We start from the raw sequence: 26,037 nt of genomic DNA, 5'->3' as shown, positions 1-26,037 counted from the left end.
CGTACCGCGCGGCGGAACGGTCAGGACGACTTCAGCGTGCCTTTCGGCAGCACCTGCTGGACCGCACTCTTCTGCAATTTGATCTTCACGTTCGGTGCAATCTCGACCGTGATGAAGGTCTCGCCCACGTCATCGACGCGACCGGCGATGCCGCCATTGGTGACCACCTCGTCGCCCTTGGACAGACCCGACAGCAACTGCCGGTGTTCCTTCTGCCGCTTCATCTGCGGGCGGATCATCATGAAATACATCACGCCGAACAGCACGATCATCATGATGATCATGGAGAGGCCGCCGTTGGCCGCGGCACCCGGCGCCGCCTGCGCCAGCACGAAAGTGGTCGGAAAAGTCATTGGTTTGTCCCGCAAGTTATGGCCGCAGCAGGAATTTTCGCCGCGTGCCCAATAAAAGACCTTGGATTATGCCATGAGTACGGCTTTTTGCGTTCGCCCCTGCCTCTGGGAGGAAGTCATTGCTTTTGCCCCTTCTCCCCCTTTGGGGAGAAGGTTGGGATGAGGGGCCAATCTCGCCGAATACTCCCGGCTTTGTCCGAAGACGAAGCCGAAAAGTTCACTGCGGTCAGCCGATTCCTCGCAAGATTGCCCCCTCACCCCAGCCCTCTCCCCGAAGGGGAGAGGGAGTACTCGCCCCCTTGCCGACGCGCGTAGAACTCGGTCACGAAATCACCCAGCGAGCCGGCGGCAATGGCATCGCGCAGACCCGCCATCAAGCGCTGGTAATGGCGCAGATTGTGGATCGTGGCCAACTGGCTGCCGAGGATCTCGTTGCAGCGGTCGAGATGGCGCAGATAGGCGCGGCTGAAGCCCTGGCTGCAGGCGTAGCAGTCGCAGCCTTCCTCGATCACGCGTGTGTCGTTGGCGAACTTGGCGTTGCGGATACGCAACGTACCTTCCGAGGTGAACAGGAAGCCATTGCGGGCATTACGCGTGGGCATCACGCAATCGAACATGTCGATGCCGCGCCGCACGGCTTCCACGATGTCTTCAGGCCGTCCGACACCCATCAGGTAGCGGGGGCGATCCTGCGGCAGCAGCGGCACGGTGAAATCCAGCGCGTGATTGCGCTCGGCCTCGGGCTCGCCCACCGCCAGGCCGCCGACCGCATAGCCGTCGAAACCGATCTGTACCAGGCCCTCCGCAGACCGCCGACGCAGGTTTTCGTACACGCTGCCCTGCACGATGCCGAACAGTGCGTTGGGGTTTTTCAAATCGTCGAAGGCGCGACGCGAACGCTCGGCCCAGCGAAGGCTCAACTCCATCGACTCGGAGGCGACCTTTTCCGTAGCCGGATAGGGCGTGCATTCGTCGAAGATCATCGCGATATCCGAATCCAGCACGGTCTGGATGCGCATCGACTCCTCCGGCGAGAGGAACACCTTCGAACCATCCACCGGCGAGGCGAAGGTCACGCCCTGTTCGGTGATCTTGCGCTTGTGGGCCAGCGAGAACACCTGGAAACCGCCCGAATCGGTGAGGATGGGTGCCTTCCAACCGATGAACTTATGCAGGCCGCCGAACTCGCCGACGATGTCCAGGCCGGGCCGCAGGAACAGGTGAAACGTGTTGCCCAGGATGATCTCGGCATCCACCTCGACCAAGTCGCGCGGCGTCATGGCCTTCACCGAGCCATAGGTGCCCACCGGCATGAACGCCGGTGTTTCCACGGTGCCGCGCTCGAAGGTGAGGCGTCCACGGCGCGCGGGGCCGTCGGTGGCTAAAAGATCGAAATGCATGGCAGTCATTCGCCCATTATCGCGTGTCCGCGACATTTGCGCTTTGACCACCCCCGAATCGGGCACCAAGGCAGCGCCCATTTGCCTTGGCTCGTCAACGACAGACAGGGCGGTTACCCGCCCTGCGGAAGAATCAGCATCGCGTCCCCGTAGGAGAAAAAGCGGTAACGCTGTTTCACCGCATGCTCATAGGCACCCAGGATGAACTCCCGCCCCGCCAGCGCCGAGACCAGCATCAGCAGCGTCGACTGCGGCAGATGGAAGTTGGTCACCAAGCCATCGATGCTGGTGATGCGATAACCGGGGAAAATGAAAATCTGCGTCTCGCCCGCAAACGGGCGCAGCACACCGTCCACGGTCGCACTTTCCAACGCACGCAATACCGTGGTCCCGACGGCGATCACTCGTCCGCCGGTGCGGCGCGTGCGGTGAATCTGATCGACCAATCCCGCGCCGACGTTCAACCATTCGCGATGCATCTGATGGTGCGAAAGATCCTCCACGCGCACCGGCTGGAACGTACCGGCGCCGACATGCAGCGTGACATAGCCAAAATCCACGCCTTTTTCGCGCAACTGCGTCAGCAGACGATCGTCGAAGTGCAGCCCGGCCGTGGGCGCAGCCACCGCTCCGGGCTCGCGCGCATACACCGTCTGATAGCGCTCAAGATCGCTGGCATCCGCGTGTCGCGAGATATACGGCGGCAAGGGCATCTCGCCCAGGCGCTGCAAAAGACGTTCGAGCGGCTCGGGGGATTCGAATCGAAGATGAAAGAAAGCGTCGTCGCGTCCCAGCACCGTGGCCCAGCTGCCGTCGGCCAGGATGATATGCGTACCCACGCGCGGCTTCTTGCTCACGCCGAGTTGCACGGTCGCTTCATGCGCCCCGGTCACACGCTCGATCAGGATCTCCACCGCGCCGCCGCTCGGCTTATGTCCATACAACCGCGCCGGAAGCACGCGCGTGTCGTTGAACACCAAAAGATCGCCCTTGCGCAGCAACGAAGGCAATTCGCGGAACATGCGATCCCGCCAGGTGCGCGCCGGCACGTCGAGCAGCAACAGGCGACTCGCGCTGCGTTCGGCCAACGGCGCCTGTGCGATCAGCTCAGGCGGCAGTTCGAAGTGGAAATCAGACTTTTTCACGGCTCGGGATCGACATCGAATGGCGCATTATCACGCAAACCGGCGTGATGAGCCGCGAAAACCCCGCGCCCCCATCCTTTCCTCAAAAAAAACGCCGCCTCGACGAGGCGGCGCAGGCATGCCCATCAACCCTTCACGCACAGCACCTGGCGCAGGGTGTGCAGCACTTCCACCAAGTCGGTCTGCGCCGCCATCACGGCGTCGATCGACTTGTAGGCCGCCGGCGATTCATCGATCACCGCGGAGTCCTTGCGGCACTCCACATGCTTCGTCGCTTCGCGGTGCTGAGCGAGCGTGATGTTCTGACGCGCGGCGGTACGGCTCATCACACGACCGGCGCCATGACTGCAGCTGTGGAAACTTTCCGGGTTGCCCTTGCCACGCACGATGTAGCTGCGCGTGCCCATGCTGCCCGGAATGATGCCCAATTCGCCCTCCCGTGCGCTGACCGCGCCCTTACGGGTTACGAGCAGCGATTCGCCGCCGTGCGTCTCGCGCTGCACATAGTTGTGGTGGCAGTTCACGGCCATCTTCTCCAACTGGAACTTGGGCAGACGGTGACGCATTTCGTTGAGCACTCGCGCCATCATCGCCTCGCGGTTGCGACGCGCATAATCCTGTGCCCACGACACGGCCTCCACGTAATCGTCGAACAGCGGCTCGCCTTCCATGAAGAACGCGAGATCCTTGTCCGGCAAATGGAACCCGAGCACACGCTGCGCCAGCTCTTCACGTGCACGCTCGATGAAGTACGTGCCGATCAGGTTGCCGGTGCCACGCGAGCCCGAATGCAGCATCACCCACACGGCACCCGTCTCGTCGAGGCAGATTTCGATGAAGTGATTGCCGCCGCCGAGCGTACCGAGCTGACGGTCGATCTTGTCCGTGCGGATCTTGCGATGCTTCGCCTTGATCGTGTCCAGACGCTCGATCAGCCCCGATTCCACCAAGCACGTTTCAATGCTGTCGGGCACGCGGTGATGATCGCCGCCACGACCGTTACCGACCGGGACGCCACGCTCGATGCTCGAACGCAGTTGCGCAAGGTTGTCGGGCAGATCGCTCGCGCGCAGCGTGGTCCGCACGGCAGCCATGCCGCAGCCGATGTCGACGCCCACGGCAGCGGGAATGATCGCTCCGCGAGTTGGCACGACCGACCCGACGGTTGCGCCCTTGCCCAGATGCACATCCGGCATCACCGCCACCCAGGGGCCGACGAACGGCAGCGCGGCGATGTTCTGCAGCTGACGATGCGCCTGATCTTCCAGCGGCACGCCGCGCACCCAGCCCTTGATGGGTGTAGCGCTGCCTTCGGCGTGCAGTAATTCGTATTGAGTCTCCATAACGTTCATCCTAAGACTCACCCGCCTAAGGGCGGAGTGAGTTGCTGTGTTCCATGTGTTAGTCCGGCGCGACAATTCCCTTTGTCGCGCCGGGTTTACTGCTTCAGGGTCACCAGCTGGTTCAGCACGCCATCCAGGCCGCCGAACACGGTCAGCTTGTCGATCTTCTCGGTGACCTTCTCCAGAGCCTCCAGCTCCTTCAAACGCATCAGCGTCGGGCTTTCCTCGATCAGCTTGGCGGTGTTGAGCAACGAACGGGTTGCGTTCGCCTCCTCGCGACGACGGATGACGTTGGCCTGCGCCGCCTTCTCCGCCTGCACCACGCTGTTGAGGATCTCCTTCATGTCGCCCGGCAGGATGACGTCCTTGACACCCACGCCGAGCACTTCCAGGCCCAACTCACCGACGCGCCCGTGTACGTACGCGAAGATGTCGGCATCCAGCGAGGCCTTGTCGCCGAGCAGTTCGTCGAGCGTCTTGGCCGATACCGCCTTGCGCAGTCCGTACTGCAACTCGCGGTACAGATAGTCACCGTACTTGGCAACCTTCGTACGCGCCGCGACCGGATCGACCACGCGCAGACTCGCCGCAAGGTTCACACGCAGGCTCACCTTGTCGCGGGTCAACAGTTCCTGACCTGACACTTCCAGCGACTGCACGCGCTGGTCGATCACCTCGGCCGCCACGTTCTTCCGGAAATTCCAGAAGGCATAAGCACCCGGCTTCAGCGTACGCACCAGCTTGCCATCGACGAACAGCAGGCCCGCCGACTCGACCGGCACGTCGACCGTCACGGCGACCTTGGCAAGCACACCGAGCTGACGCAGACGACCGAGCACATCGGCATCGACATCCAACGTTTCGGCCATCGACACCAGGCGCACCTCAACCGGTACCAGATCCTTCCAGTACAGCTTGCGCGTACCCGGCACCAGCACGTCCTCGAGCTTGCCGTTCTTCAACACGAGACCAACCTGATCCGTAGCGACGTCGGCCAGCACGAAATGCGCGGCCAACTTGGCGTCCATCGAACCCATCAGCACCTCGGCATCATTGCCGGCGTATTCCGGACGGGCCACGTTGTGCACGACGACCGCGGTCCGATCGAACGGATCGAAGTAGCGGTACACGCCCGCTTGCAGTACAGCTTGCAGTCGACGGTTGCGATACAGCAAACCGCGCTCGCCGTCGCCGATCACGATTTGCTTGATCCAGAACATGGGAATACTCCTTTTCATTCCTGGCTTGGTCCATGTGATTTGGCCATTCGCGCGGATGGACCGTTCCCGCGGGATAACCTGTTCAACACATCGACGGCGCAGTGCCGCCTCCCTCGCGGGACCATCGCGCCCGATATTGAACGAGCGTCGACAACATCGAATAAGGTGGAAACACCTCTGCACGAATGTGGCGCGGGACGATCACGCCTTGTGCGTGGAGGTTGTCGCTTCGATCTGTCGATACGGCACGCCGCATAAACATCTCTCGACGATCACCCGCGCGCATTCGGGGCAAACATCCGGTTCCATACTCGCTGCGCTGTCTGGCTGAAAGCCTTCCCTGGCCATCGCGCCAGGCAACGCATGAGGTGTTTCCGTTGTGAGGGAACTCGCATTCCCTGTTTGGAGCAGGATTCGAACCCGCGACACTCGGATTAACAGTCCGATGCTCTACCCAACTGAGCTATCCAGTGGTTGACGTGCCGGAATCGAACCGGCGTGCACGGCATACACCGCTGCTTGACCTCTAAGCTAACGTCACAGTCGCAACACTCTCGTACATGCCTCGGCATACGCTGGCGGCACAGCCGCGCGCACCGGACGGGCCTTGGAACCCGAACCGCTGAAAACCTGCCGATTAATGCTGCGTATTACCGACTTTCAAATCGGCAATGCATTAAGGCGAAAACGCCTAAAGTGATGAAATTCGATTCCCGCACCGCCCGCGCCGAAGCATCCAGGCGCAGCGCACATGCGCTTGTCGCAGCCGCGCCTATGCCTCGGCCGCTTGCACGACCGGATGCTTCAGGGCGGAAGAAAACTTCCGGAAATCGCATTCCAAAACATTTTTCGATGCATGCGCATCCTTCTCGAACGCCCAAAACAAAACGCCCCCGGGTGTGGCGACCCGAGGGCGTTCGCGCTGCCTCGGGAGATCGGGGTGACCGATCTCCACGAGCGAGATCAGTCTTTCAGGAAGAAACCTTTGCGCGGCGCATGGCGTTCAATTACCGCGCACGGCATCGCATCGCGATTCAGTCGCGATGGCAAAGCAGCGTTGGCGAAGTGATACGTCATGAAAAATTCCGCAGGTTAAATCGCCGATATTGGCGAAGGAGGCGAACATTACGCGAGCAAAATTCGCAATGCAAGTGAATTTTTAATGATTAAGAATAATTCCTATAACCAGCCTTTTTGTCGCGCCAATCGATATGCCTCGATACGGTTGGCCGCACCCAACTTACCGATGGCTTCGGAAAGATAATTGCGCACGGTGCCGTGCGAGAGATTGAGTTTCGTGGCGATATCGCTCGCCGATAATCCTTCGCCAGCGAAGCGCAATACTTGCCGTTCGCGATCGTTCAACGGGTCGGCTTCGGACCAGGCTTCCAAGGCCAGTTGCGGATCGATCGAGCGACCGCCGCGGTGCACCGTGCGCAACGCTTCGGCGAGATTTTCCGCGGGCGCGTCTTTCAACAAGTAACCAGACACTCCCGCATCCAGCGCGCGACGCAAAAAGCCGGGCCGCGCGAACGTGGTGACGATGATCGACTTCACCGGCAATTCGTAGCGCTGTATGCGCTGCACGAGTTCGAGCCCGGTGATGCCTGGCATTTCGATATCCGTCACCAGCACATCCGGTTTCAGCCGCTGCACTTCGCGCCATGCGGATTCGCCGTCAGATGCGGAACCAAGCACTTCGATATCCGATTCGAGATTCAACAACGCCGACAACGCGCCACGCACCATCGCTTGATCTTCGGCCAACAGGACGCGGATCATGCGGCACCCCGCAACGATTCCGAATCGCCGGCCACGTGTTCGATATGCCGGTGCGCTCGCAAGGGAACGCTGATCAGCAATCGTGTACCGCGACGTGGCGGCGAATCGATCTGCATGTTGCCGCCGAGCGCACGAACGCGTTCGTGCATGCCGTTGACGCCATTGCCATGCGTGGCGAGTCCGCCGCGTCCGTTGTCGCAGATCTGCATATCCAATTTTTCCGCCGTCCTGGTAAAGCGCACGCTGGCTTCCGAAGCCTCCGCGTGTCGATGAATATTGGTGGTAGCTTCGCGAATGACCAGTGCGAGCCCGCGCTCGACATCCGGCGGCAGCGAATCCGGCAGATTGCCGCAATCCAGATGCACTGCCGAGGACTCCAGCAACAAACGTGCGGAAGCCAGCTCAGCAGCCAGATCGGTAGAACGAATGCCCGTTACGGCTGCACGCACTTCGGCAAGTGCATGGCGAGCAACGCGCTCGGCTTCTTCCAGCTCACGTTTTGCGGCGGCGCTATCGCGGTCGAAAAGTTTGCGCGACAACTCAAGCTTCAAGGTGATCAACGAGAGGGTATGACCAAGCAGATCGTGCAGATCTCGTCCGATGCGCTCACGCTCGGCCGTTGCCGCCAATCTGCGCACTTCATCGTGCGAAAGGCGAAGCTCCGCATCCTTTTCCTCAGTCGTCGTCTCGGCTTTGATGATGATGCCGATGATGAAGGACGTGACAGGAATCGACACCACCGACTGCCACGGATAATGCAGCAACAAGGCCTCACCCACGAATATGAGGTTGAGCGTGGCCAGCGTCGCCATGTAGGTGCGCAACTCGAAGCGGCAACTGCGCAGCATCACGCAGCCATAGATGAAGTAACAAAAGCTGCTGGCGTACCAGGGCATCAACGCGAAGCAGAGCGCGATCATCGAAAGCGCATACATCGGCGTCTGCTTTTGCGATGCCACGCAAGTCTTCGCGTACAACGCCAGGAAGAGCGGATAGGTGACGAGCGTGATCACTCCCCACTGCCACGTGTAATGGTCGAACGCGGGGATGATGAATACCCATATCGACCACAGCAGGTGTATCGCATCCACCCAAGGCGATTTGCCGCGGCGCACGCTGCGCGCGGCATAGGAATCCGGCGCCGGCGTAAACCAGTTTCGAACGGCGGCATGGATGGTCATGTTTGCTTACCCCGCACCAGCACTTTCCCCGGTGACATCCTACTTCAACCGTAACGCCGCAGCCTGCGGGCCGCCACCACAAAGAACAGCGCGGCAAAACCCAGCAGCACGCCCATATGCGCCAACAAGCCGGTGTGATCCATGCCCACGGCCGCAAGCGCCACCTGGTGCAAGTGATAACTCGGCCAGATCGGTGCGATCTGCTGGAGGACTTTGGGCAACATGCCCATCGGAATCCACAGACCGGACAGGAAAGACATCGGCAGATACACCAGGTTGAGCATGCCGGGTGCGCCCTGCCCCTTGATCAGCGTTCCCACCAGCATGCCGAGTGCGCAGAAAGGCAATACGCCCAGCACGCCCGTCAGCAGCAACAAGCCGGCTTGCGCTGCCGAAAGCGTCACGTGCGCCATGCCGATGCCCATGGCCAGCAGCAACAGAATCACGACGGCCGCAGCCAGCATCGCCATCACCATCTTGCCGAGCAGGTAGGCGCCAGGCGGCATCGGCAATGCACGCTTGTAAGTGAGCAAACCGCCGTCGCGTTCCAATGCCAGCGACACACCGAAGCCAAACAGGCCCGGACTCATGACACCGAATACTCCGTAACTGGCTAGCAGATAACGCGCTGCGTCCGCGCCTTCGGACTTGGCCATCACGATGCCAAACAGCAGGTAGAACATGGAGGGAAACAACATGATCGGCAACATGAAGCCCGGGCTGCGCATATAGCGCAGACACTCGCTGCGCACCTCGGCGAGATAAGCGCCCATTACGCGTGCGGTGCTCATGTGGTTGGAAACCGTCGCGCTCGACGGCGTAGAGATGGTTACGGCGTCCATTACGCGGCCTCCTGTTCAACGGCATTTTCTTCACGGGTCAGTTCGGTGAAGGCCTCGGCCAGGCCTGCCCGCTGCACTTCGAGTTCGCGCAGCGATGCATCGGCTTCGAGCATGCGTCGCAGCACGTTTTCCGCAGCGCTGGTGCTGATGCGCATGTGCGAGCCGTCATGCTCGACGGATGCGACCTGCGGCCACGTCGCAATCACGGCCGGATCGAGATCGGTCACGCAGCGAATACGCGTAAGCGGTACCTGCGCACGCAAGGCATCCACGCTTCCTTCGCTGAGCACGCGTCCCTTGCCTAGCACCACCACGCGCTGCGCCAGGGATTCGGCTTCTTCCAGATAATGCGTGGTCAGCACCACCGAGCAACCGTCGGCAACCAGCGCGAGCATCGCCGCCCAGAGTTTCTGCCGGGCATCGATATCCATGCCGACCGTGGGTTCGTCCAGAAACACGATCTCGGGACGACCGCACAAGGCCAGGGCGAATTGCACGCGTCGCTGCTGACCGCCCGACAGCTTGCCGTAAGGCCGCTGCAGCAAGTCGCCAATGCCGGCGAGCTTGGCACTTTCAATCAGCGGGCGCGGATTCGGGTAATAGCTGGCCACCAGGCGCAGCAGTTCGCCCACGCGCAAGGTGAGCGGGAGCATCGCCGACTGCAGCATCACGCCGATGCGGCGGCGCGCATCGATTTGCTGCGGATCGAGCCCGAACAATTCGGCTCGGCCGCCATCCGGGCGGATCAAACCCAGCAAAAGGCTGATGCTGGTGCTCTTGCCGGCCCCATTTGGGCCTAGTACGGCGAGCAGTTCGCCGCGGTGCAACACGAGATCCACGCCATCAAGGGCGGTGAGATTGCCGTAACGCTTCACGGCACCGGAAAGACGGGCTACTACGTCGTTGGTAGGTTTCATGGTGGGCCTCCTTGCACTGCAGCGTAGGCGTGGCAAGGGTTTTCCCCCAGTCGCTCGCGTCAGCCATCGGGCATGACAGCCGTCATCCGGGGGTACCGGCCACCCCGGTGGACAAGTTATCCTTATGGGCGTACGCCAGCGGTTTCCCCTACACGCGGCGTTGTGCGATCGGGCGCATCGCCCGCGGGCCTTCAGCGCCCTCCCAGCACGCAACACATCCTGTCGGCCTGCTTCGCGCTGGGTGCGAGGCGCTGACAAGATTCGAGGAGAGTAGTCATGGGTGTAATCGATCAGCTGCGCGAACTGCGCGAATTTGGCGGCAAGCCGCGGACCACTGGCCTTGACGACGCCACCATCGAGCGTATGGCCGCCACCGATCCTTTGCTCGGACAGGCCATTTCCGAAGCCGTTGCGCGCCACCGTGAACTGCGCGCGGAACTGGGCGACTTCCTGAAGCTCGACGAATCCGAGCAACTGGCGCATGCGCTGGCCGGTTTCGTCAACTTCTATCCCGACGACGCTATCAATCCCTACGTGCCCGCTGCTGCGCGCGGCCCGTGGGTCGTGACCCTCAAGGGTGCCGTGGTGCATGACAACGGCGGCTACGGCATGCTCGGCTTCGGCCACAACAACGCGGCGATCGATGCTGCGCTGGCGCGTCCGCAAGTGATGGCCAACGTGATGACGCCGAGCGTGTCCCAGTTGCGTTTCACGCAGGCGCTGCAACGCGAGCTTGGACGTCATCGCGGAGGCAATCCGTATACGCGTTTCCTGTGCCTCAATTCCGGCTCCGAAGGCGTGGGACTGGCCTGCCGCATCGCCGACGTCAACGCCAAGCTGATGACCGATGCCGGCGGACGTTATGCCGGTCGCGTGATCAAGCGCGTTGCGGTGAAAGGCGCGTTCCACGGCCGCACCGACAAGCCGGCGCTGTATTCCGATTCTTCGCGCCGTACGTATGTCCAGCACCTCGCCAGCTACCGTCACGAAGATACGCTGCTGACGGTTGCGCCTTACGACATTGCACAGTTGGAAGCGGTGTTCGCCGACGCCGACAAGCATGGTTGGTTCATCGAAGCGATGTTCCTGGAACCGGTGATGGGCGAAGGCGATCCGGGTCGTGCCGTGACGCCGGCGTTCTATCAGGCTGCGCGTGCGCTGACCGAATCGCACGGTTCGCTGCTGATGATCGACTCGATCCAGGCCGGCCTGCGCGCCCACGGCGTGTTGTCGCTGACCGACTATCCGGGTTTCGAGAAGCTCGCGCCGCCGGACATGGAAACCTTCTCCAAGGCGCTCAATGCCGGTCAGTATCCGCTGTCGGTGCTGGCGGTGAGCGAACGCGCCGCCAACCTTTATCGCAAAGGCATCTACGGCAACACGATGACGGCCAACCCGCGCGCGCTCGATGTCGCGGTGGCGACGCTCGAACTGCTGACGGACGACGTGCGCGCGAACATCCGCACCCGCGGCAAGGAATTCGTCGACAAGCTCAACGCGCTGAAGGACGAACTCGGCGGCCTCATCACCAAGGTGCAGGGCACGGGCCTGCTGTTCTCGTGCGAGCTGGCTCCGCAGTTCAAGTGCTACGGTGCAGGCTCCACCGAGGAATACCTGCGCGAACGCGGTATCGGCGTGATCCACGGCGGCGTCAACTCGCTGCGCTTCACCCCGCACTTCAACATCACCAGCAAGGAAGTGGACATGGTCATCGCGCACGTGCGCCATGCCCTGCTGGAAGGCCCGCGCAAGAGCGAAGCCCAGGCCGCCTGACCCCATGGACATGCCTCGCAACCGGGTTCCGGCTGCGAGGCATGCGCCACGCCGAGACAAATCCTGAAGCACGGTACAAAACCGGCTGCCGGACACCTTCCGCCGTGTCATGCGGTCGGCATAGACTGGCCCAGCCGGTACAGCCGCCGGTCATAACTTCAGGAGGAAGCATCATGTCCACGCGTATCAGCCTGCTCGTCGCCAGTGCTGTTCTGGCCTTGGCCACCACAGCCGCTTTCGCAGCGCCGCAGAGCACGCCCAGCAGCACGACGGGGCATTCCACCAAGTTGGGCCAGTGCAGCCACGCCAACGCCGGCAAGACCGGCGCCGACTACAAGAGCGCTGTCGCCGCCTGCATGAAGGGCGACACCGGCGCGGCCGCGCCAGCCGCCTCTGACGCCAAGAAGACTCAACAGCAGAAGATGGCCGACTGCAGCCACGCCAATGCCGGCAAGAAGGGCGCCGACTACAAAGCCGCCATGAGCAGTTGCCTGAAGGGCTCCTGAGATTCCCGGAAAAACCGGCGAATCTGTTTCGACCGAGGGCGTCGCCAACTGGCGGCGCCCTTTTCGTTTGCGGCTATGCTGGTGGCATCTCCCTTTGAGAATCCTCGCGCATGAAGATTGTCGAAGTCCGCCACCCTTTGATCCAGCACAAGCTCGGCCTGATGCGACGCGCCGGCATCAGCACCAAGGAATTTCGCGAGCTCGCATCCGAAGTCGGCTCGCTGCTGACCTACGAAGCAACGAAGGATCTGGAAACGGTCGAAACGGACATCGAAGGCTGGGCAGGCCCGGTACGCGTGCAGCAGATCAAGGGCAAAAAGATCACCATCGTGCCGATCCTGCGTGCGGGATTGGGCATGTTGCCCGGCGTACTCGAACTGATTCCCGCGGCGAAAGTCAGCGTGGTCGGTCTGCAGCGCGACGAACACACGCTGCAACCGACGACCTATTACGAAAAGCTCACCGGCCGCATGGACGAGCGCATCGCGCTGATCGTCGATCCCATGCTGGCCACTGCGGGCACGCTGGTTGCCACGGTGGACATGCTCAAGGCTGCCGGTTGCAAACGCATCAAGGGATTGTTCCTCGTTGCTGCGCCGGAGGGACTCAAGCGCATCGAAGCCGCGCATCCGGACATCGAGATCTACACCGCGTCCATTGACGAAAGGCTCAACGAACACGGCTACATTCTGCCGGGGCTTGGCGATGCCGGAGACAAGATCTTCGGCACGAAGCAGTTGCCGGCTGTGGATTGAGGCGCGTTACTTCACACCACACCCTTTATCCCTACCACACCGTCATTCCGGCGAAGGCCGGAATCCAGTGTCAATACGCAGCGCGAAGCGCACAAAATCTATATCGAGTGCTTCGCACATCACCATTTGCACTGGATTCTGGCCTTCACCGGAATGACGTATCGATAAAGGTTGAACTTATGAACAATTCTGGCGCGCGCGACTAACGCCTCCCAAATCTGTCCGTCGCCTCGATCAACTCGTGCGTGATACCCGGCTCGAACGCCGAATGCCCCGCATCCTGCACGATACGCAAATCGGCCTCGGGCCATGCGCGATGCAAATCCCAGGCGCTGCGTATCGGACACACGACATCGTAGCGACCTTGCACGATGACCGAAGGAATGCGACGGATGCGATCGACATTGCGCAGCAACTGATCGTCGTGTTCGAAGAATCCGCCGTGCACGAAGTAATGGCATTCGATGCGCGCAAACGCCAGGGCGAATTCATCCTCGCCACTGCTGCTGATGTAAGCATCGTCCTGATACAGGAAGCTGGTGGCGCCCTCCCACACCGACCATGCACGGGCGGCATCCAATCGAGTTTTGGCATCGGCACTGATGAGACGGCGATGGTAGGCGCTCATCAGGTCGCCGCGTTCGGCCTCGGGGATGGCGGCGAGAAAAGTTTCCCAGGCATCCGGATACAGCGCGTCGCAGCCTTTCTGATAGAACCACTCCAGCTCCCAGCGACGCAGCATGAAAATGCCGCGCAACACCAGTTCGGCGACCTTGTCCGGATGCGTCTGCGCGTAGGCCAGCGCCAGCGTCGAGCCCCACGAGCCGCCGAAAACCTGCCATCGATCAATCCTCAGGTGCTCACGAAGGCGTTCGATGTCGGCAACAAGGTGCCAGGTGGTGTTGTCGGCCAGCTCCGCATGTGGCGTCGATTTGCCGCAGCCACGCTGATCGAACAGCACGATGCGATAAATCGCCGGATCGAAGAACCGCCGGCATTTGGGGTTGGTACCGCCGCCCGGCCCGCCGTGCAGGAACACGACCGGCTTGCCGTCGGGATTGCCGCTCTGCTCGTAGTGGAGCGTGTGCAGCTCGGAAACCTTGAGCTGCCCGACCTCGTATGGCTCGATCTCGGGGTACAAGGTGCGGCGTTCCTGGGACATGGCTCGATGACCGGTGGTGGTGGAACGCACATGGTACGGGGAGCTTTGATGCAACCCAAGCCGGGTAAGCCCCCAACGACATACTCTCCCGCCCCTGCTCGGAGAGGGAGCCTGGTTGTGGCTCAAATAAACAGCTTGCCCGGATTGAGAATCCCATTCGGGTCGAACACCGTCTTCACGCCACGCATCAATGCAATCTCCGCCGCGCTGCGAGTGCTTTCCAGATAAGCACGCTTGACCAGGCCAATGCCGTGCTCGGCGGAGATGCTTCCGCCATGTCGATGCAAGGTATCCGCCAGCAACTTGGTCACATGCTCGCATTGCGCGATGAAATCCGCATCGGACAGTGTCTCGGGTTTCAGCACGTTGATGTGCAGATTGCCGTCGCCGATATGGCCGAACCAAACCACGTCGATGTGCGGGTATTCGCGTGACAGCAGCGCCTGGATATCGTGGAGAAAGGCAGATACCGCGCCGATGCGCACGGAGATGTCGTTCTTGTAGGGCTTGTGCGAAGCCAGGCTCTCGGTGATGCCCTCGCGTAACCGCCACAGCGCCGCAGCCTGCGCGTCGCTCTGCGCGATCACGCCATCGCTGATCAGGCCTTGCTCCACACCCTGCTCGAAGGCCGTCATGGCCGCTTCTTGCGCACGCTCGTCTGGCGCATCGAATTCAGTCACCACGTAATACGGATGTTCGCCGTCGATGGCGCGTTGCGCGCCGTGCGCCAGCACATGCTTGAGCGCGATGTCCGTGAAGAACTCGAACGCCTGCAGCGACAGGCCCGCGCGGAACAGCGCGAACACCTGCATCAACGCGTCCATGTTCGGCAACGCCAGCAGCATCACCTGCGATGCCGGCGGCGGATCGGTAAGCCGCAACGTCGCTTCCACCACGATGCCGAGCGTGCCCTCCGAGCCGATCATCAGCTGGCGCAGGTCGTAACCGCTGGAGTTCTTGATCAGGCCGCGGTTGAGATCCAGCAGTTCGCCGTTGCCGGCCACCACCTTGAGCCCGGCGATCCACTCGCGCGTGTTGCCGTAGCGGATCACCCGGATGCCACCCGCATTGGTGGCGATATTGCCGCCGATGGAGCAGGACCCGCGCGCGGCGAAATCCACGGGATAGATCAGCCCGTGCTCGCGCGCGGCCCCGTGCACGGTTTCCAGCGCAATGCCCGGCTGCACCGCCAGCGTGCGATCCACGACATCGAAGCCCAGCACGCGGTTCATGCGCGACAGGCTCAGCACCAGCTCCCCCTGAGCCGCCACGGCACCTCCGGACAGCCCGGTGCGCCCGCCGGACGGCACGATGGCCACTTTCCGCTCGTTCGCCCAGCGCACGATGCCCTGCACTTCCTCGATGGAAGCCGGCAGGGCGATGGCCATGGGTGCGGGGGTCCAGCGCCGGGTCCAGTCGCGGCCGTAATGCTCCAGGTCGCCGGCCTCGGTCAGCAGGCGCAGGTCGGGCAAACGACGGGAAAGATCGGCGAGGGCTTCAACGGTCATAGCGGCTCCGGGGCGAAGTCCCCAGCGTGCCAGTGCATCGCCCGTGCGTCTAGGGATGCTCTGATCAATTCTTCGCAGGCGGCATGATGTCCAGAAGGCCTGCAGGCTGTGTTGCGCGGCGCCGGGAAGACTGGCCGTCTTTCCAAGCCGTGCGGCGCAGCCTGCGGGCCTTCTGGACATCACCCCATCACTTAAATTCAGCACGTTGGGGCCAGTCCTGTCTGTCCGCATGCCTTCGGCCCGCCGTCTCGACAGACGGCCAGTCTGCCTTCGCCGACGGTCCTGCGGCCTGCGAACAGACAGGACTGGTGACGCCTACGAAGAATTGATCAGAGCATCCCTAGCGCTGCATCGCGGCAAAAATCTGGCATAGTGTTTGGACTTCCAAACACGGGACCGCCATGAAGACTTCGTTCCCCAAGCAAGACATCAAGGTGCTGCTGCTCGAAGGCGTCAGCCGCACGGCCGTGGAAACCTTCCAGCGCGCCGGCTACAGCCAGATCGAGTACCACGCCAAATCGCTGCCTGAGGACGAGTTGAAAGCGCGCATCGCCGATGCGCATATCGTCGGTATCCGATCACGCACGCACCTTACCGCCGAGGTGCTGGATCAGGCCAAGCGCCTTATCGCCATCGGCTGCTATTGCATCGGCACCAACCAGGTGGATCTTGCGGCCGCGGAACGACTGGGCGTTCCTGTGTTCAATGCGCCCTACTCCAACACTCGCAGTGTGGCGGAGCTGGTGATCGCCGAAGCGATCATGCTGATGCGCGGCATTCCACAGCGTAACGCACTGTGCCATCGCGGCGGCTGGACCAAATCGGCGGCCGGCAGCTACGAAGTACGCGACAAGGTGATAGGTATCGTCGGTTACGGGCATATCGGCACGCAGGTGGGTGTGCTGGCTGAAAGCCTGGGCATGCGTGTGATCTTCCACGATATCGAATCCAAGCTTTCGCTGGGCAACGCACGCGCCGCGGCGCATCTGGACGATCTGCTCGAGCGTTCCGATGTAGTCACGTTGCATGTGCCCGAAACGCCTTCGACCAAGTTGATGATCGGCAAGAACGAGCTGGACAAGATGCAGAAAGGTGCGTTGCTTATCAACGCATCGCGCGGCACGGTGGTCGATATCGATGCCTTGGCCGACGCCTTGCGCAAGGAACACATCGGTGGTGCTGCGATCGACGTCTTTCCCGTGGAGCCGAAAGGCAATGACGATCCGTTCGTTTCACCACTGATCGGCATGGACAACGTCATCCTCACGCCGCACATCGGTGGAAGCACGCTGGAAGCGCAAGACAACATCGGCATCGAAGTCGCCAGCAAGCTGGTGCGTTACAGCGACAACGGCTCGACGCTGTCGGCCGTCAACTTCCCCGAGGTGACATTGCCGGAACATCCGCGCAGCCGCCGCTTGCTGCACATCCATCGCAATGTGCCCGGCGTGCTTTCGCGCATCAACGAATTGTTCTCCGCCGGCAACATCAACATCGACGCACAGTTCCTGCAGACGAATGCGGAAGTGGGCTATGTGGTGATCGATGTTTCGGCCGATGAGCACCAAGCCGCCTCGCTGAAAGACAAACTCGCGGCCATTCCGGGAACGTTGCGAACGCGCGTGCTTTATTGAACTACCCGGTTCATTGACATCATCTGCTGCCTAACAATCACTGCAAAAAACCGCGCAAAATGCGCGGTTTTTTATGCTCCGATTCAAGGAAAGCCGCCGTACGGCCGATAGCTTATCGACTCGGCTCCATTTTTAGCGCGGTTTTCCCTATGAAATTACGATTTCGCGATCTGCGTATCGCCGTCAAACTGACCTTTCTCGGTTTCATCATGCTGGCCGCGACGATCATCGTGGGATATGGCGGTTGGCACGGACTGGATCGCACGCACGACCTGCAGGTCCGCTCCGCGGCAACCGCGGCGAAATTTGCCGCGGCCGTGGATACGGCGCGCGTTGCGCAAGTCGATTTCAAAAAGCAGGTTCAGGAATGGAAAGATCTGCTCTTGCGTGGAGCCGATGCTGCCTCGTTCAAGAAATACCACGATGCGTTCATCGACGAGAGCCAGCATGTCGACACCGATCTGGGCACGCTGAAACGGCAGATGAAGGATCTCGACATCGACGGCAGCGGCGTGGATAAAGCCATCGCCACGCACGCGGATCTTGGAACCAAGTACCTGGCTGCGATTCAGCACTACGACGCCAACGATGCCAAGAGCGTGCATGTCGTCGATCAACTTGTCGCCGGCATCGATCGTCCTCCTACGACGGCTATCGATGGACTCGTCGCGAGCATGAAACGCGATGCCGAAGCCGCCACCAAGCGTATCGACGAAGAAAGCAGCACCGCTTACCACGATGCCAGCGTGCTGCTCGTATCGGTAGCGGCATGCGCCATGATTACTGGTGCGTTCCTGATCTGGGCACTTGCCTACAGCATCACGGTACCGATCGGTCACGCGGTAAAAGTGGCGCAGGCTGTCGCAGAAGGCAATTTGTCGACTCACGTGGTATCGGACAGCCACGACGAAACGGGCAAGCTGCTGAGCGCCCTGGGTGCGATGAACGAACAATTGCGCAGCGTCGTCAATTCCATTCGCGTGGGTTCCACCGAGATCTCGACATCCACGAAGCAGATCGCCAGCGGCAATCAGGATCTTTCCGCGCGCACCAGCGAACAGGCGGCGGCACTGGAGCAGACGGCAGCGTCGATGCAGGAATTCACCGATAGCGTCAACGCCAATGCAACACGTGCGCACGAAGCAAGCCGCTTGGTCGAATCAGCATCGGACATCGCGCGCCAGAGCAGCACGGCCATGACCGAGGCAGTGGGTGCAATGACTCAGGTACAAAACGTTGCCGGTCGCATCACTGAAATCACGGACATGATCGATCGCATCGCCACGCAGACGCACATCCTTGCCCTCAATGCATCGGTGGAGGCCGCGCGCGCAGGCGAAGCGGGTAAAGGGTTCAATGTGGTCGCGGCGGAGGTGCAATCGCTGGCGCGCAGTTCGCGTACGGCGTCGCGGGAAATCAGGACGCTGATCGAGGAATCCGTCACCATCATCGACAGCGGCACGCAGATGATCGGTCGCGCGGAGTGGATGGTCGGCAAGCTGCTGGAGAGCGTGGACAACGTTGCGCAATCGGTCAGTTCCATCGCCGAGCAGAGCATCGAGCAGGCCAACGGCATTCGGCAGGTCAATCGCGCTGTGCGCCAGATGGATGAGGTGACGCAGAGCAACGCGGCATTGGTCGAGGAAGCCGCTGCCGCTGCCGACACGGTTCAAGTTCGCGCACGTTCTCTGGTGGAGAGCGTGGAGTTCTTCAAGGTTGTCGAGTCCGCCGGCGAAGCGGATATGGCTGAAGCAGCGTAAGCAGTACCCAAGACCAACTGCTCGTCATCCCGGCTCAAGCCGGAATGACGACATCAGGGTGCTATTTTGTTGCCTTCGCTGTCGAGCGGCGCTTGCTTGTCGCTTTGATTGGTTTACTGGGTTTTACCTTCGCTGCACCTGGCTTTTTAGCGGCGGGCTTGCGACGTTTATCCGAGGGCGGATCGTCATGCAGTTCATGACGATGTTGGATGCGCAACTCTTCGCGGAATGCGTCTGCATAACGCTTCAATTCCGTCTTCTCCTTCGCCCCGGCGCCTTTGACACGCTCCATGTGCTGCTCCATCTGCCGCAGCAGGTCGTAATCGTGATAGTCACGATAAGGCTTGAGATCGAGATCGTCCGGCACCTTGGTAAGCCGTTCGTCACCGATGGCTTTGACGTATTTCTGCATGAACCGGTCGTAGGCTTTCCAGGTGATTCGCTGCGCGTGCACGGCCGCTTCCTCGGCGCGCGTCGCGATCTGGTGGGCATGCAGGTAGTGCAGACCGAGTTGATCGATCAGCGTCTTCTCGACTTCCTCGTGCAGGATCAGGAAACGATCCACCTCGACGGTACGGCCGCGGAAAGTGAACGTCTTGGGCAGGTGGCGATCGATGTAGATCGTCTTGCCGTCCTGGCTGTAGCCGGCGAGATAGGGAATGTCGTGGTTGCGGTCGAGGTTCTTGACCCGCCTGAGGATGGCATCGAGCGCGCGATCGAGCATCAGCGACGACATGTACCAGTCGGGCGCCTTCAACTTCACATGCGGCGCGTTGGGGTGGCAGGTATTCGACGGCATCGGCGGATCTCCTAGCGGCACAGTGAAAAGCACTGGCACGGAGACTAGCGCGTCGCCGCTGCATTCACATGTCCATGCAGGAGAACGCCGGAAACAAAAAGCAGTGCCGAGGCGCCGAACACTCAAAATGAAAAACGGCGCCAAGGCGCCGTTTTCTGCTTCACCGAATTGGTCGGGGCGGCGGGATTCGAACCCACGACCCTTTGCCCCCCAGGCAAATGCGCTACCAGGCTGCGCTACGCCCCGACTGTTCGGCTAAAGAAGAAAATTGTAGCAGTTCCGGCGTGCCTGCCGGTAGAGCTCAGCGGCGCAGCAGCGCGAGAACTTCTTCCAGCTCCATGCGCACCTGGCGCACGATCTGGTGCGACATGCTCGCTTCCATCCGCGCCTGCGGGCCTTCCAGCCGGGCACGCGCACCGGTGATGGTGAAGCCTTCGTCGTACAGCAGCGAACGGATCTGACGGATCATCAGCACGTCGTGGCGCTGGTAGTAACGGCGGTTGCCACGGCGCTTGACCGGATTGAGCGCAGGAAACTCCTGCTCCCAGTAACGGAGGACGTGTGGCTTCACCCCGCACAGGTCGCTGACTTCACCGATGGTGAAGTAGCGCTTGGCCGGGATGGCAGGCAGTTCGGTGTTATTCCCCTGATCCAGCATAGCCCTCGACTCGCACCTTGAGTTTCTGCCCTGGCCGGAACGTCACCACCCGGCGGGCCGAGATCGGAATCTCTTCGCCCGTCTTGGGGTTACGGCCCGGTCGCTGGTTCTTCTGCCGCAGGTCGAAGTTGCCGAATCCCGACAGCTTGACCTGTTCGCCCCTTTCCAAAGCCTCGCGGACCACCTCGAAATAGGCGTCCACGAACTCTTTTGCTTCACGTTTGTTAAGGCCTACCTCGAGGAAGAGGCGCTCGGCCATCTCCGCCTTTGTCAGCGCCGCCATCTTACCCTCGCAATTTTGCCTCGCATGACGCCTCCAACGCAGCCACCGCATTTCGAACGCAGCGATCCGCGTCGTCGTCGGTAAGGGTGCGTGAAGCGTCCTGCAAAATCAAGCCCATAGCGAGACTCTTTCGGCCCGCTTCGACCCCTTTGCCGCTGTAGCGGTCGAACAGGCGCAGCTCCGCGAGGACCGATCCCAGGGTGCCGCGAACGGTTTGGTCAATTTGTGACCAGTTCACCTGTTCAGGAACGTCAACGGCGATATCCCGACGGACCGCCGGGAAACGCGGGACCGGCTGGGCTCTGGGCAGGCGGCGCCCCAACAGGGGCTCGAGGGCGAGTTCGAGCACATGGACGTCCGGCCCCAGATCGAGCGCCTTGGCCAATTGCGGATGCAATGCCCCGAGGTAGCCGACCGTCTGTCCGTCGCGCGCCACGCGGGCCCCACGGCCCGGATGCAGCCAGCCAGGCAAGCCATCGGCATGGATGGTCCAGCGCTGCGGTTCCCCGCCCCATGCAATCAGGGCATCCAGGTCGCCCTTGAGGTCATAGAAGTCGAGCGGCCGGGCGGCCTCACCCCATTGTTCGGCCCCTGCTGTACCGCAGGCCACGATAGCCAGCGCAGGCGTCTCGGTCGGCGCGTCCTTGCGGGCAGCGGCCTCTTCGCCGATGCGGAAGGTGCGGCCCAACTCGAACAGGCGCACCCGCTCCTGCTGGCGGGCACGGTTGTGCGACAACGCCACGATCAGACCCGGCAACAGCGAGGGACGCATCACGGCCAGGTCCGCCGAAAGCGGATTGGCCAGCGGCACCAGTTGCTCGGTCATACCCCAGCGCTGGAGCACATCATGGCCGATGAAGGCGAGGTTGACCGCTTCGTAGTAGCCGCGCGCCGCCAGTTGCTCGCGCACGGCCAGCTCATTGAGGCGGGCCTCGGGTTCCGCGGCGAGCGTCAGCGCGCCGGCCGGCGTGTGCGTGGGGATGTTTTCATAGCCATGGATGCGCGCAACCTCTTCGATCAGGTCTTCCTCGCGCTCGATGTCGAAGCGGCGGCTTGGCGCGGTGACCTGCCAACCCTCGGCCAACGGCTCGACCTTCATGCCGAGCGCCGTGAAGATACGTACGACTTCGCCATCGGCGACGGTCAGGCCAAGCACGCGCGCCAGCCGCTCGCGGCGCAGCAGGATCGGCTTCGGCGAATGCAGGTGTTGCGGCAACGTAACGTCCACCAGCGGGCCGGCGACACCGCCGGCAATGTCGAGGATCAGCCGCGTCGCGTACTCGACGGCGATGCCAGGGAGTTCCGGATCGACGCCGCGTTCGAAGCGGTGTCCGGCATCGGTGTGCATGCCCAGCTTGCGGCTGCGGCCGATGATGGCGGACGGAATCCAGTGCGCGGCTTCCAGAAACACGTTGCGCGTGTCGTCGGTGACGCGCGTATCCGATCCACCCATGATTCCGCCGAGCGCGACGGCACGCGCTCCTCTGCCTCCACGACTATCGGAGACCACAAGGAAGTCGTCATCCAGCTCGACAGTGCGGCCATCAAGCAACGCGAGTGGTTCGCGCGCGCGCGCCGGGCGTATGACGATCTCGCCTTCCAGCTTGTCTTTGTCGAACGCATGCATGGGCTGGCCAAGTTCCAGCATGACGTACTGCGTGACGTCGACGAGGAAGCTGATCGGACGCAAACCACTGCGACGCAGCCGCTCGGCCATCCACACGGGCGTTTCGACTTTGGCGTTCACGCTGTCGATGACGCGACCCGCGAAGCGCGGCACGCGCGGACCCGCATCGAGCACGACCTTCATCGTGGCATCGCTCTGGGCCGGCACCGGCGCCGAATCGAGCGGGATCACCTCGCTGCCCAGCGCCGCGGCGACATCGAATGCGATGCCACGCACGCTGAAGCAATCGGCACGGTTAGGCGTCAGTTTGATTTCGATGCTGGCATCCGGCAGACCGAGGTAGGTCGCAAGCGGCGTACCGATCGGCGCATCGGCCGGGAGTTCGAGCAGGCCCGACGCATCGGGGTCGACGCCCAGTTCCTTGGCCGAGCAAAGCATGCCGAACGACTCAACCCCACGCAGCTTCGCCGCCTTGATCGCGATGCCGCCAGGCAGGTTGGCGCCAACGGTCGCCAGCGGAGCGACCAAACCAGCGCGCGCATTGGGTGCACCGCAGACGATCTGCACGACGCCGCTGCCCGTGTCCACCTCACAGACCTGCAGGCGATCGGCCTCCGGGTGCTTCTGGGCGCTGACGATGCGCGCCACGATCACGCCATCAAGCGAGTTGTCCAATGGAGCGACGTCCTCGACCTCCAGGCCGATTGCCGTCAGCGTCGCAGCAAGTTCGTCGCGCGAAGCGCGGGTCGGAACATGGTGACGCAACCAATTTTCGGAGAATTTCATGCGTGTCGGTTCCTGCTGCGATTACGCGAACTGCTTGAGGAAGCGCAGGTCGTTCTCGAAGAACGCGCGCAAGTCGGAAACGCCATAGCGCAACATGGCAAAGCGCTCGACGCCGAGGCCGAACGCGAAACCGGTGTAACGCTCCGGATCGATGCCGCAGTTCCTCAGCACATTCGGATGCACCATTCCGCAGCCGAGCACTTCCAGCCAGCGCGTGGAACCGTCGTCAGCATCCCAGCGGATATCCACTTCGGCCGAGGGTTCGGTGAAGGGGAAGTAGCTGGGCCGGAAGCGCATTTCGAAATCACGCTCGAAGAAGGCCCGGACGAATTCGGCCAGCGTGCCTTTCAGATCGGCGAAGCTGGAGGTTTCGTCCACCAGCAGGCCTTCGATCTGGTGGAACATCGGCGAGTGCGTCTGATCCGAGTCGCTGCGATAGACCTTGCCCGGCGCGATGATGCGGATCGGCGGTTGCCGATCTTTCATCGAGCGGATCTGCACGGGCGAGGTATGCGTGCGCAGCAGACGCCCGTCACCGAAATAAAAGGTGTCGTGCATCGCGCGCGCCGGGTGATGCGGCGGAAAATTCAGCGCTTCGAAGTTGTGCCAGTCGTCTTCGATCTCGGGACCGTCTGCGCGTTGGTAACCCAGACGCGCGAAGATCGCGGTGATGCGTTCCAGTGCGCGTGTGATCGGATGGATGCCACCGCGCTCACCATCGCGTCCCGGCATCGTGATATCGAGCTTCTCGGAAGCGAGACGACGATCCAACTCAGCCTGCTCGAGCATCTGCTTGCGCGCGGCAAGCGCCTCGGCGAGACGTTCCTTTACGCGATTCACTTCGGCGCCGCGCGCCTTGCGTTCATCAGGCGAGAGCGCACCGAGCGCTTTCAGTGCGGCAGTGACCACACCGCTCTTGCCCAGCAGGCCCACGCGCAGCGCATCGAGCGCGTCGAGCGTATCGGCCTTGTCGATGTCCGCCAGCGCCTGGGTGGCGCGACTATCCAAGTCATCCATCGGTGCGATTCCAAGGTGGATTCACAGAAACACAAACAAAAACGGGGAGAAGGCGTTTGGCCTTCTCCCCGCTTGATTCACATCATATCGTCAGTGGTTGACGATCAAGCGGCCAGACTGGCCTTCGCCTTTTCTGCGATGGCCCCAAACGCCTTGATGTCGTGCACGGCGATGTCAGCCAGCACTTTGCGGTCAACCGTGATGCCGGCCTTGGACAGGCCGTTGATCAGACGGCTGTAGGACAGGCCGAACTGACGGGCCGCCGCATTGATACGCACGATCCACAGGGCGCGGAACTGGCGCTTCTTCTGCTTGCGGCCGATATAGGCGTACTGACCGGCCTTGATGACGGCCTGGTTAGCGACGCGGAAGACCTTGCGACGGGCGTTGTAGTAACCCTTCGCGCGGCCAATGATCTTTTTGTGACGACGACGGGCGGTAACGCCACGCTTTACACGAGCCATGGTTCAGTCCTCCGCCTTAGAGATACGGCAACATGCGTGCTACACCCTTGGTGTCGCATGCCTTGACGTGGTTGGTGGCGCGCAGGTTGCGCTTACGCTTGGTCGACTTCTTGGTCAGAATGTGCGACTTGAACGCATGGCCGGCCTTGAACTTGCCGGACGCGGTTTTGCGAAAACGCTTCGCAGCCGCGCGATTGGTCTTGATCTTGGGCATGGGAATGCTCCTTGATGGGGTGGCTCTTTTCATGAGAGCAGCCCCGGTTTCTGACTGATCTGGCGGTGGCTCGAGCCACGCTTTCCGTCCTGCCATGATCGGTTCACGACCCTTCCTTGCGGGTCGAACTGGAAAGTATACGGAAATCGAGGCGGCAAAGCCAGCCTCCGCACGCGACTCCCTCTCCCCGCCGGAGATGGCCGGGGCAAGGGGCCACGCCACCGAAAAGCCCACTACGAAGCGGGGTCGGCGCGTAAAAAAGCCACGGGGCTTCCAAGCTGGAAAAGGCGAGGCGAGGTTGCCTCCTCACCCTGCCCTCTCCCGGGAGGGGAGAGGGGAAACCCGGAGGGTTTATTTCTTCTTCGGCCCGATCATCATGACCATCTGGCGCCCTTCCAGGCGCGGGAAGGACTCAATGACGCCGTTCTCGCCCACATCTTCCTGGATACGCTTGGCCAGGTCCTGACCGAGGTCCTGGTGGGACATCTCGCGGCCGCGGAAGCGGATGGTGACCTTGACCTTGTCGCCCTCCTCCAGGAAGCGAAGCATGTTGCGCAGCTTGATCTGGTAGTCGCCCACGTCCGTGACCGGACGGAACTTCACTTCCTTGATCTCGACCTGCTTCTGCTTCTTCTTGGCGGCCTGGGCCTTCTTCTGGGCTTCGAACTTGAACTTGCCGTAATCCATGATGCGGCAGACCGGCGGGTCGCCGTTGGGCTGGATCTCGACCAGGTCGAGCCCCGCTTCTTCGGCTGCGCGCAGCGCCTCGTCGCGGGTCAGGATGCCGAGCTGCTCGGAATCCGGTCCGATCACACGTACACGGGGTACACGGATCTCATGGTTACGACGGTTGCCCTTAGTTTCTGTGGTGGCGATACCACTATCCTCCAGAAGAGTTTACGAGTTCG

At 61.8% G+C, this 26,037-nt stretch carries 24 protein-coding genes and 3 tRNA genes; 5 read left to right on the top strand and 22 right to left on the bottom strand.

The window, feature by feature from the left end; all coding sequences use genetic code 11:
* Nucleotides 1-20: 20 nt before the first annotated feature.
* The 11 genes from yajC to DWU99_RS08085 form a co-directional block, all read right to left on the bottom strand.
* Nucleotides 21-353 carry a preprotein translocase subunit YajC gene (gene yajC / locus DWU99_RS08130; RefSeq protein ID WP_115477505.1) on the bottom strand — a complete coding sequence of 111 codons (333 nt, stop codon included), beginning with the start codon at nucleotides 351-353 and terminating at the stop codon, nucleotides 21-23.
* 254 nt (nucleotides 354-607) lie between these two features.
* Nucleotides 608-1,762, bottom strand: a complete 1,155-nt coding sequence (gene tgt, locus DWU99_RS08125) for a tRNA guanosine(34) transglycosylase Tgt (protein WP_115477504.1) — start codon at nucleotides 1,760-1,762, stop codon at nucleotides 608-610.
* A gap of 104 nt (nucleotides 1,763-1,866) precedes the next feature.
* Nucleotides 1,867-2,898 carry a tRNA preQ1(34) S-adenosylmethionine ribosyltransferase-isomerase QueA gene (gene queA / locus DWU99_RS08120; RefSeq protein WP_115477503.1) on the bottom strand — a complete coding sequence of 344 codons (1,032 nt, stop codon included), beginning with the start codon at nucleotides 2,896-2,898 and terminating at the stop codon, nucleotides 1,867-1,869.
* 125 nt (nucleotides 2,899-3,023) lie between these two features.
* Complete coding sequence (locus DWU99_RS08115; protein ID WP_115477502.1) at nucleotides 3,024-4,241, bottom strand: RtcB family protein; 1,218 nt, start codon at nucleotides 4,239-4,241, stop codon at nucleotides 3,024-3,026.
* A gap of 95 nt (nucleotides 4,242-4,336) precedes the next feature.
* Complete coding sequence (locus tag DWU99_RS08110; RefSeq protein ID WP_115477501.1) at nucleotides 4,337-5,461, bottom strand: slipin family protein; 1,125 nt, start codon at nucleotides 5,459-5,461, stop codon at nucleotides 4,337-4,339.
* A 402-nt stretch (nucleotides 5,462-5,863) separates the two neighbouring features.
* A tRNA-Asn gene (locus DWU99_RS08105) sits at nucleotides 5,864-5,931 on the bottom strand.
* 1 nt (nucleotide 5,932) lies between these two features.
* Nucleotides 5,933-6,001: transfer RNA gene (locus DWU99_RS20975), tRNA-OTHER, on the bottom strand.
* 639 nt (nucleotides 6,002-6,640) lie between these two features.
* Nucleotides 6,641-7,243, bottom strand: coding sequence for a response regulator transcription factor (locus DWU99_RS08100; protein WP_115477500.1), 603 nt, complete (start codon nucleotides 7,241-7,243; stop codon nucleotides 6,641-6,643).
* Nucleotides 7,240-8,424 carry a sensor histidine kinase gene (locus DWU99_RS08095; RefSeq protein ID WP_115477499.1) on the bottom strand — a complete coding sequence of 395 codons (1,185 nt, stop codon included), beginning with the start codon at nucleotides 8,422-8,424 and terminating at the stop codon, nucleotides 7,240-7,242. Before DWU99_RS08095 ends, DWU99_RS08100 begins: the two co-directional genes overlap by 4 nt.
* A gap of 44 nt (nucleotides 8,425-8,468) precedes the next feature.
* Nucleotides 8,469-9,266, bottom strand: a complete 798-nt coding sequence (locus tag DWU99_RS08090) for an ABC transporter permease (RefSeq protein ID WP_425476808.1) — start codon at nucleotides 9,264-9,266, stop codon at nucleotides 8,469-8,471.
* Nucleotides 9,266-10,183: an ABC transporter ATP-binding protein gene (locus tag DWU99_RS08085; RefSeq protein WP_115477498.1), complete on the bottom strand. Its 918-nt coding sequence runs from the start codon at nucleotides 10,181-10,183 to the stop codon at nucleotides 9,266-9,268. The genes DWU99_RS08090 and DWU99_RS08085 overlap by 1 nt, the downstream gene beginning before the upstream one ends.
* A gap of 276 nt (nucleotides 10,184-10,459) precedes the next feature.
* On the opposite strand from DWU99_RS08085, the gene DWU99_RS08080 reads away from it, so the two are divergent.
* From DWU99_RS08080 to upp, 3 genes are all read left to right on the top strand, one after another.
* Nucleotides 10,460-11,956 (top strand): aminotransferase class III-fold pyridoxal phosphate-dependent enzyme, encoded by a 1,497-nt coding sequence (locus DWU99_RS08080; protein WP_115477497.1) that lies wholly within the window; start codon nucleotides 10,460-10,462, stop codon nucleotides 11,954-11,956.
* A gap of 173 nt (nucleotides 11,957-12,129) precedes the next feature.
* Nucleotides 12,130-12,462, top strand: coding sequence for a PsiF family protein (locus DWU99_RS08075; RefSeq protein ID WP_115477496.1), 333 nt, complete (start codon nucleotides 12,130-12,132; stop codon nucleotides 12,460-12,462).
* A 110-nt stretch (nucleotides 12,463-12,572) separates the two neighbouring features.
* On the top strand, nucleotides 12,573-13,217 hold the full coding sequence (gene upp, locus DWU99_RS08070; RefSeq protein ID WP_115477495.1) for a uracil phosphoribosyltransferase: 645 nt from the start codon (nucleotides 12,573-12,575) through the stop codon (nucleotides 13,215-13,217).
* Nucleotides 13,218-13,419: 202 nt separating this feature from the next.
* Here upp and pip read toward each other — a convergent pair whose 3' ends face one another.
* Nucleotides 13,420-14,379, bottom strand: coding sequence for a prolyl aminopeptidase (gene pip / locus DWU99_RS08065; protein ID WP_115477494.1), 960 nt, complete (start codon nucleotides 14,377-14,379; stop codon nucleotides 13,420-13,422).
* 122 nt (nucleotides 14,380-14,501) lie between these two features.
* A complete protein-coding gene (locus DWU99_RS08060) occupies nucleotides 14,502-15,887 on the bottom strand; it encodes an FAD-binding oxidoreductase (RefSeq protein ID WP_115477493.1) in 1,386 nt (461 codons plus the stop codon).
* Nucleotides 15,888-16,288: 401 nt separating this feature from the next.
* On the opposite strand from DWU99_RS08060, the gene serA reads away from it, so the two are divergent.
* Together serA and DWU99_RS08050 are read left to right on the top strand one after the other, a co-directional pair.
* Nucleotides 16,289-17,521, top strand: a complete 1,233-nt coding sequence (serA, locus tag DWU99_RS08055) for a phosphoglycerate dehydrogenase (protein ID WP_115477492.1) — start codon at nucleotides 16,289-16,291, stop codon at nucleotides 17,519-17,521.
* Nucleotides 17,522-17,670: 149 nt separating this feature from the next.
* Nucleotides 17,671-19,281 carry a methyl-accepting chemotaxis protein gene (locus DWU99_RS08050; protein WP_115477491.1) on the top strand — a complete coding sequence of 537 codons (1,611 nt, stop codon included), beginning with the start codon at nucleotides 17,671-17,673 and terminating at the stop codon, nucleotides 19,279-19,281.
* Nucleotides 19,282-19,342: 61 nt separating this feature from the next.
* Here the strand turns inward: DWU99_RS08050 and DWU99_RS08045 are convergent, their stop codons facing one another.
* The 9 genes from DWU99_RS08045 to infC form a co-directional block, all read right to left on the bottom strand.
* Complete coding sequence (locus DWU99_RS08045) at nucleotides 19,343-20,017, bottom strand: hypothetical protein (RefSeq protein WP_147292899.1); 675 nt, start codon at nucleotides 20,015-20,017, stop codon at nucleotides 19,343-19,345.
* Nucleotides 20,018-20,249: 232 nt separating this feature from the next.
* Nucleotides 20,250-20,326, bottom strand: a tRNA-Pro gene (locus DWU99_RS08040).
* 55 nt (nucleotides 20,327-20,381) lie between these two features.
* Entirely contained in the window at nucleotides 20,382-20,738 is a 357-nt protein-coding gene (locus DWU99_RS08035; RefSeq protein WP_115477489.1) for a MerR family transcriptional regulator, read from the bottom strand.
* Nucleotides 20,719-21,021, bottom strand: a complete 303-nt coding sequence (gene ihfA, locus DWU99_RS08030) for an integration host factor subunit alpha (RefSeq protein WP_115477488.1) — start codon at nucleotides 21,019-21,021, stop codon at nucleotides 20,719-20,721. The genes DWU99_RS08035 and ihfA overlap by 20 nt, the downstream gene beginning before the upstream one ends.
* A 1-nt stretch (nucleotide 21,022) precedes the next feature.
* Nucleotides 21,023-23,434, bottom strand: a complete 2,412-nt coding sequence (gene pheT, locus DWU99_RS08025) for a phenylalanine--tRNA ligase subunit beta (protein ID WP_115477487.1) — start codon at nucleotides 23,432-23,434, stop codon at nucleotides 21,023-21,025.
* Nucleotides 23,435-23,455: 21 nt separating this feature from the next.
* Nucleotides 23,456-24,451 carry a phenylalanine--tRNA ligase subunit alpha gene (gene pheS / locus DWU99_RS08020; RefSeq protein ID WP_115477486.1) on the bottom strand — a complete coding sequence of 332 codons (996 nt, stop codon included), beginning with the start codon at nucleotides 24,449-24,451 and terminating at the stop codon, nucleotides 23,456-23,458.
* Nucleotides 24,452-24,555: 104 nt separating this feature from the next.
* Nucleotides 24,556-24,915 carry a 50S ribosomal protein L20 gene (gene rplT, locus DWU99_RS08015; RefSeq protein WP_026635108.1) on the bottom strand — a complete coding sequence of 120 codons (360 nt, stop codon included), beginning with the start codon at nucleotides 24,913-24,915 and terminating at the stop codon, nucleotides 24,556-24,558.
* Between the two features lie 16 nt (nucleotides 24,916-24,931).
* A complete protein-coding gene (gene rpmI, locus DWU99_RS08010) occupies nucleotides 24,932-25,129 on the bottom strand; it encodes a 50S ribosomal protein L35 (RefSeq protein ID WP_019467379.1) in 198 nt (65 codons plus the stop codon).
* A 351-nt stretch (nucleotides 25,130-25,480) separates the two neighbouring features.
* On the bottom strand, nucleotides 25,481-26,005 hold the full coding sequence (gene infC, locus DWU99_RS08005) for a translation initiation factor IF-3 (RefSeq protein ID WP_325048467.1): 525 nt from the start codon (nucleotides 26,003-26,005) through the stop codon (nucleotides 25,481-25,483).
* Nucleotides 26,006-26,037 lie beyond the last annotated feature (32 nt).

It is taken from the genome of Dyella psychrodurans, assembly GCF_003363265.1.
GTDB classification, from domain to species: domain Bacteria; phylum Pseudomonadota; class Gammaproteobacteria; order Xanthomonadales; family Rhodanobacteraceae; genus Dyella_B; species Dyella_B psychrodurans.
Note: the sequence above shows the minus strand (reverse complement) of the source record. Positions and strands in the feature narration are given on the sequence as shown.

What these genes read in the sequence shown, in the direction of transcription:
- serA (WP_115477492.1), top strand. Translation starts at nt 16,289, where the DNA reads ATGAAGACTTCGTTCCCCAAGCAAGACATCAAGGTGCTGCTGCTCGAA.
- ihfA (WP_115477488.1), bottom strand. Translation starts at nt 21,021, where the DNA reads ATGGCGGCGCTGACAAAGGCGGAGATGGCCGAGCGCCTCTTCCTCGAG.
- DWU99_RS08035 (WP_115477489.1), bottom strand. Translation starts at nt 20,738, where the DNA reads ATGCTGGATCAGGGGAATAACACCGAACTGCCTGCCATCCCGGCCAAG.
- DWU99_RS08075 (WP_115477496.1), top strand. Translation starts at nt 12,130, where the DNA reads ATGTCCACGCGTATCAGCCTGCTCGTCGCCAGTGCTGTTCTGGCCTTG.
- yajC (WP_115477505.1), bottom strand. Translation starts at nt 353, where the DNA reads ATGACTTTTCCGACCACTTTCGTGCTGGCGCAGGCGGCGCCGGGTGCC.
- DWU99_RS08095 (WP_115477499.1), bottom strand. Translation starts at nt 8,424, where the DNA reads ATGACCATCCATGCCGCCGTTCGAAACTGGTTTACGCCGGCGCCGGAT.
- pip (WP_115477494.1), bottom strand. Translation starts at nt 14,379, where the DNA reads ATGTCCCAGGAACGCCGCACCTTGTACCCCGAGATCGAGCCATACGAG.
- DWU99_RS08050 (WP_115477491.1), top strand. Translation starts at nt 17,671, where the DNA reads ATGAAATTACGATTTCGCGATCTGCGTATCGCCGTCAAACTGACCTTT.
- rpmI (WP_019467379.1), bottom strand. Translation starts at nt 25,129, where the DNA reads ATGCCCAAGATCAAGACCAATCGCGCGGCTGCGAAGCGTTTTCGCAAA.
- DWU99_RS08110 (WP_115477501.1), bottom strand. Translation starts at nt 5,461, where the DNA reads ATGTTCTGGATCAAGCAAATCGTGATCGGCGACGGCGAGCGCGGTTTG.
- upp (WP_115477495.1), top strand. Translation starts at nt 12,573, where the DNA reads ATGAAGATTGTCGAAGTCCGCCACCCTTTGATCCAGCACAAGCTCGGC.
- pheS (WP_115477486.1), bottom strand. Translation starts at nt 24,451, where the DNA reads ATGGATGACTTGGATAGTCGCGCCACCCAGGCGCTGGCGGACATCGAC.
- DWU99_RS08060 (WP_115477493.1), bottom strand. Translation starts at nt 15,887, where the DNA reads ATGACCGTTGAAGCCCTCGCCGATCTTTCCCGTCGTTTGCCCGACCTG.
- DWU99_RS08115 (WP_115477502.1), bottom strand. Translation starts at nt 4,241, where the DNA reads ATGGAGACTCAATACGAATTACTGCACGCCGAAGGCAGCGCTACACCC.
- DWU99_RS08090 (WP_425476808.1), bottom strand. Translation starts at nt 9,266, where the DNA reads ATGGACGCCGTAACCATCTCTACGCCGTCGAGCGCGACGGTTTCCAAC.
- DWU99_RS08100 (WP_115477500.1), bottom strand. Translation starts at nt 7,243, where the DNA reads ATGATCCGCGTCCTGTTGGCCGAAGATCAAGCGATGGTGCGTGGCGCG.
- DWU99_RS08080 (WP_115477497.1), top strand. Translation starts at nt 10,460, where the DNA reads ATGGGTGTAATCGATCAGCTGCGCGAACTGCGCGAATTTGGCGGCAAG.
- rplT (WP_026635108.1), bottom strand. Translation starts at nt 24,915, where the DNA reads ATGGCTCGTGTAAAGCGTGGCGTTACCGCCCGTCGTCGTCACAAAAAG.
- DWU99_RS08085 (WP_115477498.1), bottom strand. Translation starts at nt 10,183, where the DNA reads ATGAAACCTACCAACGACGTAGTAGCCCGTCTTTCCGGTGCCGTGAAG.
- DWU99_RS08045 (WP_147292899.1), bottom strand. Translation starts at nt 20,017, where the DNA reads ATGTCGTCGCTGATGCTCGATCGCGCGCTCGATGCCATCCTCAGGCGG.
- pheT (WP_115477487.1), bottom strand. Translation starts at nt 23,434, where the DNA reads ATGAAATTCTCCGAAAATTGGTTGCGTCACCATGTTCCGACCCGCGCT.
- tgt (WP_115477504.1), bottom strand. Translation starts at nt 1,762, where the DNA reads ATGACTGCCATGCATTTCGATCTTTTAGCCACCGACGGCCCCGCGCGC.